At 42.9% G+C, this 12,554-nt stretch carries 11 protein-coding genes; 9 read left to right on the top strand and 2 right to left on the bottom strand.

What is annotated here, in order from left to right; all coding sequences use genetic code 11:
* Positions 1-94: 94 nt before the first annotated feature.
* The 6 genes from H8B21_RS08270 to H8B21_RS08295 all read left to right on the top strand — a co-directional run bounded on the left by H8B21_RS08270 (position 95) and on the right by H8B21_RS08295 (position 6,823).
* Complete coding sequence (locus H8B21_RS08270; protein WP_190313314.1) at positions 95-1,300, top strand: multidrug effflux MFS transporter; 1,206 nt, start codon at positions 95-97, stop codon at positions 1,298-1,300.
* Positions 1,301-1,373: 73 nt separating this feature from the next.
* On the top strand, positions 1,374-1,685 hold the full coding sequence (locus H8B21_RS08275) for a hypothetical protein (RefSeq protein WP_190313315.1): 312 nt from the start codon (positions 1,374-1,376) through the stop codon (positions 1,683-1,685).
* 30 nt (positions 1,686-1,715) lie between these two features.
* Complete coding sequence (locus tag H8B21_RS08280) at positions 1,716-3,041, top strand: MATE family efflux transporter (RefSeq protein WP_190313316.1); 1,326 nt, start codon at positions 1,716-1,718, stop codon at positions 3,039-3,041.
* Between the two features lie 38 nt (positions 3,042-3,079).
* Complete coding sequence (locus H8B21_RS08285; protein ID WP_190313317.1) at positions 3,080-4,915, top strand: mechanosensitive ion channel domain-containing protein; 1,836 nt, start codon at positions 3,080-3,082, stop codon at positions 4,913-4,915.
* Positions 4,916-4,966: 51 nt separating this feature from the next.
* Positions 4,967-5,956 carry an LLM class flavin-dependent oxidoreductase gene (locus tag H8B21_RS08290; protein WP_190313318.1) on the top strand — a complete coding sequence of 330 codons (990 nt, stop codon included), beginning with the start codon at positions 4,967-4,969 and terminating at the stop codon, positions 5,954-5,956.
* 66 nt (positions 5,957-6,022) lie between these two features.
* Positions 6,023-6,823, top strand: a complete 801-nt coding sequence (locus tag H8B21_RS08295; protein WP_190313319.1) for an aspartate dehydrogenase domain-containing protein — start codon at positions 6,023-6,025, stop codon at positions 6,821-6,823.
* On the opposite strand, the gene H8B21_RS08300 is transcribed toward H8B21_RS08295, so the two are convergent.
* Positions 6,810-7,721, bottom strand: coding sequence for an NAD(P)-dependent oxidoreductase (locus H8B21_RS08300; RefSeq protein WP_190313320.1), 912 nt, complete (start codon positions 7,719-7,721; stop codon positions 6,810-6,812). The genes H8B21_RS08295 and H8B21_RS08300 overlap by 14 nt on opposite strands.
* A gap of 73 nt (positions 7,722-7,794) precedes the next feature.
* Positions 7,795-9,267: a proline--tRNA ligase gene (proS, locus tag H8B21_RS08305; RefSeq protein WP_190313321.1), complete on the bottom strand. Its 1,473-nt coding sequence runs from the start codon at positions 9,265-9,267 to the stop codon at positions 7,795-7,797.
* Positions 9,268-9,449: 182 nt separating this feature from the next.
* Between proS and H8B21_RS08310 the strand changes: the two genes are divergently transcribed.
* The 3 genes from H8B21_RS08310 to H8B21_RS08320 all read left to right on the top strand — a co-directional run bounded on the left by H8B21_RS08310 (position 9,450) and on the right by H8B21_RS08320 (position 12,489).
* Positions 9,450-10,559, top strand: coding sequence for a hypothetical protein (locus tag H8B21_RS08310; RefSeq protein ID WP_190313322.1), 1,110 nt, complete (start codon positions 9,450-9,452; stop codon positions 10,557-10,559).
* Between the two features lie 65 nt (positions 10,560-10,624).
* Positions 10,625-12,175: an OmpP1/FadL family transporter gene (locus H8B21_RS08315; protein ID WP_190313323.1), complete on the top strand. Its 1,551-nt coding sequence runs from the start codon at positions 10,625-10,627 to the stop codon at positions 12,173-12,175.
* Between the two features lie 11 nt (positions 12,176-12,186).
* Complete coding sequence (locus tag H8B21_RS08320) at positions 12,187-12,489, top strand: hypothetical protein (protein WP_190313324.1); 303 nt, start codon at positions 12,187-12,189, stop codon at positions 12,487-12,489.
* Positions 12,490-12,554 lie beyond the last annotated feature (65 nt).

The following is a 12,554-nucleotide window of genomic DNA, read 5'->3' on the forward strand; positions in this document are numbered from 1 at the left end:
GATTAAAAAGCAATCCAATACCTACTATAGTAAAGTTAAGATATTATCTTAATTTTGTGCCGACATTATCCCATTACAAAGAGACGTTCCACACATGAATATTAATGCCGTTTCCCGAAAAAAGCGTTTTGCGATATTATTGACATTAGGTTTATTATCTGCTATTGGTCCTTTTTCGATAGATATGTATCTCCCCGCTTTCGAAACTATTGCCTTAGATTTCGAAACAACCATTGAACACATACAACTCTCGTTGACCTCCTTCTTCATCGGCATTGCTTTTGGCCAACTAATCTATGGCCCGCTGCTCGACAAATTTGGACGAAAAAAACCGCTTCTTTTTGGCCTTGTGATTTATATCGTAGCATCTATACTGTGTGCTTATACGAAGGAGCCTGACCATCTTATTTTCTTGCGGTTTATGCAGGCGTTGGGCAGCTGTTCCGGCATGGTCGCCAGCCGGGCTATGGTAAGGGATATTTTTGAACCACGCGAAGCCGCCAAGGTATTCAGCATGCTAATGTTGGTGATTGGCATCTCTCCTATTCTGGCACCAAGCATCGGTGCTTTCGTTCTGACCAATTTTGATTGGCATATCATCTTCGTCATATTAGCGGTACTCGCGTTTTTCATCTTATTAAGTGTCATCTTTATCTTACCAGAATCCTACCAGGGCAACAAGGAGATGTCCCTACGTCCTAAGTATATTATAACGGATTTCTGGCAAGTTTTTCGAAATCCGACATTTCTTCTATACGCCGCTGTCGGTGGCTTTGCTTCGAGCGGACTTTATGCCTACCTGTCTGGCTCACCATTTGTGCTACAGCGTTTATTTGGTTTGTCCGAAGCCCAATATGGTGCTGCATTTGCGTTAGTCGCTTCGTCGTTGATTTTGGCCACCCAGCTTAACCGTGTTCTGCTAAATAGATGGAATAGCGAGTCGATTTCCAAAAAAGCAAGCTTTCTACAAGCGTCTGCAGGAATATTGCTCGTAATCATTACCTTAGCAGGAGGCATGAACCTCTATATACTACTCGGACTTATCTGTCTATTTCTTTGTAGCCAAGGCTTTATCTTTCCGAACACTTCCGCGTTAGCGTTAGCTCCTTTTGGAAGACTTGCAGGAATTGCATCCGCGCTTTTAGGTTGTATCCAAATGGCGTTAGGTGCACTGACTTCCGCTTCTGTCAGTTATTTCCATAATGGCTCGATGGTGCCCATGGTTGCCGTTATGTGCGCCAGTGCGTCAATCGCCTACTTAATATATTTCTTGGTTGACAAACGTCGAAGCCATACGTAGCAATATCTGCCTGTCGGACTTCCATGAAACGAAGACACAAGAAACTATTTTTGTTGTTTTTTGTTATTTAGATATGAGAAGTACACTAGATATTGATGTCACATCGTTTTATAAAACGCAATTCAAGCGACTGAAATGGGCGTTGAACGATCAAACAGAAAACGAAACGGAAATCGCTATAGAAGAGGAGTCGATAACGGACAAAAGTGAGATAAGAGATGCGATTGAAGATCACATCGACCATATTACCGCCGCCCTTCCCGAAGGACGTGTGTTAAATGATTATGAAGTTACCATATCTTTCGACCCTGATATTGACGACAGGCACAAAGCCGAATTTACGACGATATTCAACGAATTCAATACAAGAGACGAATCTAATTAAAGAAAGATATTATGTAAGTTTGGGCGGGTTATGATCCATAGAAACTACATCCGCATCATTAAACTTGCATTCCCGGTTATTCTGGCAAATGCTTCTGTTCCCCTGCTAGGGTTGGCGGATACCGCTGCCATTGGACAAACCGGGGCTGCTGTCGACCTTGGAGCTATCGCTTTAGCCTCGTTGATCTTTAATTTTGTCTATTGGGGATTCGGCTTTCTTCGTATGGGTACAACCGGCTTTATATCGCAAGCTGCAGGAGCAAATGACCTCGATGAAACGCATGCTTTATTATTTCGCACAGTGTTATTGGGCGGGGGAATCGGTATACTTCTTATCATACTCCAACGACTGATTGGCGAAACGTCCATCAGTTTATTGAAAGCAAGCGATGAAATTAGAATCCTTGTAAGGGACTATTTTTATATTCGCATCTGGGGCGCTCCAGCCACGTTAGTTACCTTCACCCTGCTAGGCACATTTATCGGAATGGGCTGGACAAAACACTTACTATTCGTCCAATTATTCCTCAATGGACTCAATATCTTGTTGAACGTTCTGTTTGTTGTCGGATACGACCTTGGTGTACGCGGCATCGCATTCGGTACCGTAATAGCCGAATGGTCTACGTTGTTCTTTGCCTCTTATTTACTTCTCAAAAAGATGCAATTGCAGGGTTTTTCCCATCGCTTACAGCAGTTACGATCTCGCGTTTTTAACAAAGAAAAGCTTATCGCGTTATTCAAAGTAAACGGCGACATCATGATCCGCACTTTGGCTCTTCTTAGCGGCTTTGCCTGGTTCGCTAATCAGGGAGCTGATTTCGGTGACCAGGTTTTAGCAGCCAATCATGTCCTATTACAATTTGTATCGCTTTCTGCCTTCTTCTTGGATGGCTATGCCCATGTTGCCGAAATGTTAACGGGCAAGGCATTTGGAGCAAAAGATAAAGCCTATTTTATAGAGCAGGTTCGGCATTCCAGTATTTTAGCAGGTATTACCGCGTTAATCCTCGCATGCAGCGTATACATGCTGAGCGATTTACTCATTCCGCTGCTCACTAAAGATATGCAAGTTCAAGCTATAGCTTCTGCCCACAGTTTGTATGCTGCCATCTACATTGCATTATCTTTCGCCGCCTTCCAATTAGATGGTATTTTCATCGGGGTAACAAAAAGTGTGGAAATGCGAAACGCGACGCTGATGGCTTTATTTATTTTCATCGGCTCGGCATTACTGTTAACAACCCCCTATGGCAACGTAGGATTGTGGATTAGTTTTATTATTTATGTCGTCGCGCGGGCCATTACACTAGTTATATACTATCCTAAAATATTACGGGGGATGGTAATTACTTAACAATTTTCTATATTTATAGGAATAGTATCAAATAAAATATGTCTTCGATTCGGTTATTATTTTTATTCATTGCGGTATATATCTGTAATATAGAGTTCTCTTTGGGGCAGGATACCGCTGTTTCTCTTGCAGATACAGCGAAAGAAATATCTTCCAAAGCGCATGATCTTCTCCAAATACGCGAACAGCAAAAGCAAGATTCACTTCAACGGAAGAAACTCGAAGCACAACTCATCTCCCTATCGACACAAGGAGACAACGAGCGGCAGCGTCTTTTACAAGAAATCAACATATTAAGAAGCCGAGATTCCATTCTATTTGCGAAAAGAAAGCAAGCGGTAGACTCACTTCGTACGTTAAACAAAGGTGTACCCGTCGTACCTTTCCGAGACACCATATTTACGGTATATATCCAAGTTGGTAGTTACACCCCGCAAGAGCGGGCAGCCGCTGTCGAGAATCGAATCCGTTCGCTTGCTGACAATTATAAATTTGATGTAGACTCTCTACGTTTGGAACATAACGAAACGAACTGGATCGTGTATTGGGAAGACCAAATGATTGCCAGCATAGATGATGAGGATGCCATGTGGGCCGATCTTCAAACAGCGCAATTGGCAAATATGTATTTAACGAATATAAAAAACACCATTGTTCAATATCGGGAGGATACTAGCCTACGAAAAATAGCATTGGGAATTGTCTTTGCCGTCATTATTATATTCGCTGTAGCTCTCATCATTGTCGGTATAGGAAAAATGATAAAATGGGTCAAAAAGAGATTACTCATGTTACGGGGAAACTTCTTCCAAGGTTTCCGTATAAAAGGCTACGAGATTGTTTCTGCAAATCGACAGATAAAGTTTGTCTGGACCTTTCTTAATATCTTAAAATGGCTGCTTATATTGATATCCGTTTATCTTGCACTTCCGATATTATTAAACCTATTTCCGACCACGGAAGGTTATGCGCCTATTTTATTGGGTTACTTCATCAAGCCCATTAAAGATGTTGCTCAAGCTATCATCGCCTACTTGCCGAACCTGATAACCATTCTTGTCATTTGTGTTATCTTCAGGTATCTCCTGAAAATGCTGCGTTTCTTTGCACAGGAAATACATAATGGCGTATTAAACTTCCCCGGTTTTTACAAAGAGTGGGCACTGCCCACCTACCAGATTATCCGTGTATTGCTATTCGCTTTCTTGCTCATCATTATTTTCCCTTATTTTCCGGGAGCCGATACCCCTATATTTAAAGGTGTATCGGTATTTATCGGCGTGCTTTTCACCTTCAGTTCTGCAGGCGCACTGGGCAATATCATAGCGGGTCTTCTATTAACCTATATGCGTTCGTTCTCTATTGGTGACCGCGTAAAGATTGGTGATGTTTCAGGCGACATTATTGAAAAAAGTTTATTGGTAACCCGTATCCGTACGGTTAAGAATGAAGTCATTTCCGTTCCAAATTCCCAAGTAATGAATAGCCATACGATCAATTATAGTATGGACGTCGCAGAGAACCCATTAATTATATATACAAATATTACCATGGCTTATGAAATCCCTTGGCAGGATGTACACGAGTTGGCTAAAAAAGCGTGTGAACAAGTAGATTTATTGGAGAAGACCCCCGCACCTTTTATTCTACAAACAAGCCTTGACGATTTTTATGTCACGTATCAAATCAACGCTTATACACGGAACCCTCATAAACAGGCGGCTATCTATTCTGAATTACACAAACACATCCTGGATGTATTTCATGCGGCTGGAATAGAACTTTTGTCTCCACATTTTCGCGCTATACGTGATGGCTCAGAGCTCGATATGCCGATAGCATTTAAGAAAGATAAAGACATTCCAAAAGAATAGGTATTACATAAGGATTACCATATTTCATAACAAAGCCTGTAATTTTGTGGCATGGAAAAAATTAAACTTTCGGCTTTGGATCTAGCGACTGTCTGCAAAGGACAAAATGCACAACAGGCTATTGCTAGAAGTGTTGAAGCAGCTCAATATATTGAGAAATTAGAATACCAGCGGATATGGTTTGCAGAACATCACAATATGGAGCATATTGCCAGTTCTGCGACAGCTGTTTTGATTGGCCATGTCGCGGGTAAGACTAATCATATACGTATTGGATCGGGAGGCATCATGCTACCCAATCATTCTCCTCTAGTTGTTGCCGAGCAGTTTGGTACGTTAGAAACCTTATATCCCGGCAGAATTGATTTGGGACTGGGCCGCGCTCCGGGCACTGACCAAGTCACCGCGATGGCACTCCGTCGTAACAATCTGAACACTGCCTTTTATTTTAAGGATGATGTACAGGCTCTCCAACAATATTTTGAAAACGATGATCCATCAGAGAAAGTGCGTGCCTTCCCCGGTGAAGGATTGGATGTTCCGATTTATATATTAGGCTCCAGTACAGACTCCGCACATTTGGCTGCCGAACTAGGTTTACCTTATGCTTTCGCCGCACATTTTGCACCAGCTATGCTCGCACAAGCGTCTGAGATTTACAGAAGGGAGTTCAAACCTTCCATACATCTGCAAGAACCCTATTTCATCGCCTGCGTCAATATTATAGGTGCTGAAACGACGGAAGAAGCCGACTTCCTTTCCACGAGTTTATTCAATATGTTTGCCGGAATTATCACGAACCACCGTCGTCCATTGTCTCCGCCAACGGAACAGCCAATATACCACGGCATTCCCGAAATTGAGAGAGCCGTCCATAGCATGACTGCATGTACCTTTACAGGTGATAAGGAAACGCTTAAACAGGATATCTATGATTTTGTCAGCCGTTATCAGATCAATGAAATCATGACGACAAATTATATCTATGACGACCAAAAGCGTCTGGAATCGTTTCGCATTATTAAGGAAGCATTAATATAGCGATACGTTTAACCCAAAAGCAAAAACGATTTTGCTTTGCTTGAAAAAAGCTGTATGTTGGACAACATGGAAAAAAAGACTTTAGCTATCGTTGGTTGTGGCAAATTGGCCGCACTTGTTGTGGACGCGTATAACTCCAATCTACTTCCGGAGTATAAATTAGTTGCGACTTATTCCAGAAGCAAGGAAAAAGCGCAACATATTGCCGATAAAGTAAACACAATAGATTCCGGATCGACTTGTACACCTTGTGCATCGATTCAAGATGTTTTAGCGATGAAACCCGATTATATTATCGAAACAGCCTCCCCAAATGCCCTGAAGGAATTTGCGCTCGACGCTTTAAAAAACGGTTCGTCTATCGTGACACTCTCGATGGGAGCTTTTGCAGACCAGGCATTTTATGAGGATGTCGCGAAAACAGCAAAAAAATATGGAACGAAAGTGCACATCGCTTCCGGGGCTATCGGTGGACTGGATGTTTTACGGACAGCTTCCTTGATGGGTAAATGCGAAGCTTCTTTTCAAACCGAGAAAAGTCCCAACTCGCTTAGAAAATATGCCATCTATGAAGAATCCTTACAACACGAGAAAAAAAAGGTATTCGAAGGGAACGCCATCGAGGCCATTGCCCTTTTCCCGACAAGCGTCAACGTATCTGTCGCTGCGTCAATTGCATCCGTAGGTCCGGAGAACATGCAGGTATCGATAACCTCTACTCCCGATTTTGTTGGGGATAATCACCGCATAGAGATCAAAAATGAACAAGTCCATGCGGTAGTTAATGTCTACAGTGCTACCGCCCACATTGCAGGATGGAGCATTGTAAACACGTTGCGAAATATCGTTTCGCCTATTGTGTTTTAAGATAGTTTTCGATATTGGCCAGCACTTTCTCGCTCAGGCGTATAAACGCCTGGCGGGTACGGCCTACCGAAACCTGCATACAATGTACATTCGTATGCGTCAGAAACTTCTCATTTCCCAAGGCAATTAAGGTATCACAGTAACAGCGATTATCCCGGTCTATCCACCTTGCAAAAGGCTCTTCATCCCAAGCTGGTGAAAGTCCGGTATTAAACAAGATCTTCCTGTCACCCATTTCGGCGAACTCCTCTTCATGCATCAAAACAACACCGCGATTTAAACAAGCAACAATAACTTCATTTTCTTTTAAGAGTTGCCTTAACGGTAAAAACCGATAGCCTTTTCGCTTAGCGTCCTCTTTTTCCGAACGTGCAAAATAAGAGATCTCCGCACCAAAGAACGCAAGCGCATCCGCCACCATACCACCCGATTTGCCTAAACCTAAGATACCGACTTTCGTGTCCGTAATTTCCCGGGGCACACCATCCCACGGCGCACGTTGCGTACCATCATCGTGCTTCCCGAAGCCATGTAAACAACGCACCAGTTCGCTCACAACATATTCCACAACACCCTCATCTCCGTAATCCCGAACGCCTAAAACGGCAATACCTCTTGAATTAGCATACCGGATATCCACATTAGCACTTTCTGGGCTGTACAGCGAACAGCACATACCAATATATTTCACGTTAGGGCATTTTTTAAGTGCATCCTTTCCCAAAGGGGAAATATAACTGATTAAAACAGCATCGGCGTCGCCAATCCGTAAAGCCATCTCCTCTGCAGACTGCGGACTGTTCGGATAGAAAACAACTTTCTCCGCATAATCGAATAACGCTTTTTCCGCCGAGGGAATTAAGTTTAGCGGCTCTACGGCGACTATTTTTTTAAACATATCTCTTTTTAATCTCTTCTTAGAGGATGTCCGAAAAGGTACTTTTGTCTGTTCGGACACCATCTATATATAGTTAATACGCTTTCGCAAATAATACACGCTTACCGGATGGCTTACCTGTGAAGATACAAACGCCCACTTCATCTTTCGCATCCAAAGGAATACAACGTATGGTTGCTTTCGTCTCGTCTTTCACACGTTTTTCGGTTTCTACCGTACCGTCCCAATGACAGGAAATGAAACCTCCTTTATTCTCCAAAACGTCTTTAAATTCTTCATAAGAATTCACCTCCGTAATGTGTTCGCTACGGAAAGACAACGCTTTATGGTAGATATTCTCCTGGATAATACCCAATAGATTTTCGATGGTCACTGCCAGCCCTTCCTGTGATACCGTTTCTTTTGTTTGTGTATCGCGCCGTGCCAATTCCACGGTGCCATTTTGTATATCACGCGCACCAACAGCAACACGTAAAGGCACGCCCTTCATTTCCCACTCTGCAAATTTAAAACCCGGACGTTGCGTATCCCTATCGTCATATTTTATCGATATATCCATGTCTTGCAATTCGCTTGTTAGCTTATTAACAAAGCCATCGATGTTCGCCTTTTCTTCTTCTGTTTTGTAAATAGGGACGATAACCACCTGAATAGGAGCTAATTTTGGTGGCAACACAAGCCCTTGATCATCGGAGTGTGCCATAATCAATGCGCCCATCAAGCGAGTAGATACACCCCAAGAAGTTGCCCAAACATGCTCCAATTTTCCTTCTTTCGATGTAAATTTCACATCAAAAGCTTTCGCAAAATTTTGTCCTAGGAAGTGTGATGTACCCGCTTGTAATGCCTTACCATCTTGCATCAGCGCTTCTATACAATACGTCTCTAATGCACCTGCAAAGCGTTCATTTTCCGTCTTTACACCTCGGATCACAGGAACAGCCAATGTCTGTTCTGCAAAATCTGCATATACCTCCAGCATACGTTCAGCCTCTTCAACAGCCTCCTCACTTGTAGCATGCGCTGTATGTCCCTCCTGCCATAAAAACTCCGCGGTGCGCAAAAATAAACGGGTACGCATTTCCCATCGTACCACATTCGCCCACTGGTTTACTAGAATAGGTAGATCACGGTAAGACTCAATCCAGCCTTTATACGTATTCCAGATAATAGTTTCTGAAGTAGGCCGCACAATTAGTTCTTCTTCCAATTTTGCCGTTTCATCCACCACAATATTTCCTTCGCCATCATTTTTCAACCGATAGTGCGTTACCACGGCACATTCCGTTGCAAAACCCTCCACATGCGAAGCTTCTTTAGAGAAAAAGGATTTGGGGATAAATAGTGGGAAATAAGCATTCGAATGCCCGGTATCTTTGAATTTCTTATCCAATATTGCCTGCATACGCTCCCATATAGCGTAGCCATAGGGCTTGATGACCATACAACCGCGAACGGCAGAATGTTCTGCCAAATCAGCCTTGACGACTAAGTCGTTATACCATTGCGAGTAATCTTCGCTACGACTTGTTATACCTTTTCCCATTATTTATTTCAATTATTATTTCTGTACCAATTATTGTAATTTGTTCGTATTATTATGAAAAACTTCGGGTAGCCCTAAAGTTTTATTTATATTTTTGGCATAGGATTAAACCCTTGTCTAAAAAACGGGTCTAAGATAATAAATAAAGACTGTATTAGCGAAGTTTAACAGTAGAGGATATCATGAAAAAAAATAGATTATTATTCGGTAGTTTGACACTTGCAGCCATCTTTGCATTAAGCTCGTGTTCAACAAGTAGGCAAGTAGCCCACCGAGACGATGTGTATAATAATCAATCCCAAGCTCCCCAAGATTACCTGAGTCCGGATTATTATTATACCGATGGAGAAGCGCAGGAGGAGCAATATGCGCAAAATGACTACTATGCTGACGAGTATTCTGACGAAGAATATGTAGAAGGATTTGAGTATGATAACGATTTGGTATATGCGAACCGCATCAACCGTTTTCATTACGGTGCACCGGGCATGCCTTATTTCGATCCTTGGTTTGACCCTTGGTATGGCTATGGAGGTTTTGGCCTCGGATGGTCTAGCTGGGGCTGGGGATCAGGTTGGTCTCTAGGCTTCGGATGGGGTCGCCCTTACTATGGTTGGGGATGGGGCAGTCCTTATTATGGATACGGTAGCTGGGGATGGGGTGGATACCCTTATGCCGGCTGGGGCTATAATGCTTGGGGACACCCTTACTACGGATACGGAAATCATTATTATGGTGGAAACCGATATAGCGTAAGACCAGGCGGTGCGCCGTCACGTATTGCCGCTCGCGACGGATATAATACACGTGTAGGTAATACATCACGTGTTTCCAGTTCTCGCGTAGCTCGAGATAGAAATGGTCGTATTGTAACTGGACGCGCTGCAACAAGTACACGCACAACCCGCTCTGTAGGAAATACAAGCCGTGTTCGGTCTGAAAACGGCAATGTTACTAGAACCCCCACCAACAGACCTACAAACTCTTCTCGTGTCGGCACACGCACACGCGGTACAACCAACAGAGAAGCCATAGGAAATAGAACAAGAACGACTACTCGCCCTACAACAGGTACGAATACGTCACGTTCGGGAACGTCAAGGACAACCACTCGTCCGACAACGCAACGGTCTAGACCTACTACGACTCAACCGTCCAGACCGACAACACGAAGCACACCTTCGTACTCGCCTTCGAGAGGTTCTTCGGGGGGATCAATGTCAAGCGGAGGCGGATCGTCTAGGAGTTCTGGTGGCGGCGGAGGTAGCTCCCGCGGCGGAAGAACAAGATAAACTTATTTATATTTATATACATGTAGAGACGCAAAAAATTGCGTCTCTACTTCTTAAAATAAACTATGAACATAAAAAACATACTTTTTACATCTTTATTCGTTTCAGGAGTAGCGCTTTCTGCTCATAGTCAATCTGTTGGAAATGGATTGATTTTTTCGCAAGAGACCAATGGTGGTACAGCCCGCTTCAAAGGATTAGGAAATGCGAAAACAGCATTAGGCGGTGATATTAGTTCCATTACCGGAAATCCTGCGGGATTGGGGTTCTTCGGACAGTCCGATATATCCGTCACATTTAACTACGACAATGCCGCTAATAAAGGTACGTATTTCGGAAATAGCATTAGCAAGAACAAGGGCAGGTTTGGCGTTGATCACGCGGGAGCCGTTTTCCACTTCCCCAAGAACGAAGGCTATTATGGATGGCAAAATTTCAATGTTGGGATAAGTTATGAAAACACGAATAGATTTTCGAATCACGTTCGTTATGAAGGTGTAAACCCAAACAACACGATTGTGAGTGCGTATACCGATGATATCGCTGCGTTTGGAGACAATAGCCTTGCCAACAGCTTATATGGCATGAAACTTATTGAAAGATTTGCCAATACGGACAACAGTTATTTTCCTATCACCAACGAGTCTGGAAATAAAGATCAGATCAGTGACATATTAACAACAGGCAATAGTTTCAAAACATCGCTGGCATTTGGTGGTAATTACAACAACGTATTCTATATTGGTGGTAACATCGGCTTCTCCTCCTTTATACACGAAAACTCCGCGCAGCTCTCGGAGTATGGCTGGACTAAAGATGCAGCAACGGTAGAAAGGGACAATCCCAACTCCAGGTTCCTAGATCCCCAACTGGATGACCATCTGATTTTAGGTGCCAATTATGAGATGTTGGACGATTACTACCAACGCTCAGAAGGAACGGGAATAGACTTCAAAATCGGCGCTATGTATAAACCCACGGTCGACTGGAACATTGGAGCGACCATTACCTCTCCTACTTGGTATACGATCGACCAATATACAGAAAGTTATATCGGTGTCGATTATTACGATAATGAAAATGCAGAAAATGCTTTTGATTACGGTGAAACGGAATTTACAGATGATTTCACCTATAGTTTAATAACACCCTGGAAATTTGGACTTGGCGTATCCAAGTTTTTCAGTCGCGGATTGGTATCTGCGGATGCCGAATATGTTAACTACGGTAGTATTAAGGTTCGAAGTGCCGGACAAGTAAACTCCTCAGACGATGCGCTGTGGGACGAAGATTTTAAAAATGCTTATAAAGGTGTAGTTAATCTACGTCTGGGCGGTGAATACCTCATCACCAACACCATTAGTGGACGTGCAGGCATCAACTATTTTGGCAACCCGTATAAAAACGCCGATAATAAGCAATACAGCGGTAGCTTAGGGCTAGGCACAAAATTGACGAATACCCTTTATCTTGATTTAGCGGTTGTTCACCTCATCAATGACTATAAGGTTAGTCCATATGTCATTGATGAAGAATTTTGGGGAAGTACAAGCCCGGTAGCAGATATCAAACACCAACGTACCAATGTGGTGTTGACATTAGGTGCGAAGTTTTAAGTTGTTTAAGTATGAGACCCAAAACCATCATATTCGGTATTATCACAGCATTTGTACTGGTGATTCTCTTTAATAACAAAGAAGAAGCAAGTTTTTGGTTTTTCGGTGAGATACGTACCTCTAAGTTATTGATTTTAGGTGTGTTCTTTATTTTGGGTGTTATTACTGGGGGAATTGTATTCCGTCGGAAAAAGAGTCATCCGAAAGAGTACAGTATCAATAACACAACCACATCAGCTAGCCCGGAACTAGAAAATCCATCTCCCTACACGAATTTGTCGGAGGAGGATCGGAAGTTTTTGGATCGGGATTAATGATCTGTAGTTCGTGACTAGCTCCAATCTGTCCGAAGAGTTAAGTGCTCTTCGGACATTATACA

It is taken from the genome of Sphingobacterium chuzhouense (assembly GCF_014692525.1).
Taxonomy (GTDB): Bacteria; Bacteroidota; Bacteroidia; order Sphingobacteriales; family Sphingobacteriaceae; genus Sphingobacterium; species Sphingobacterium chuzhouense.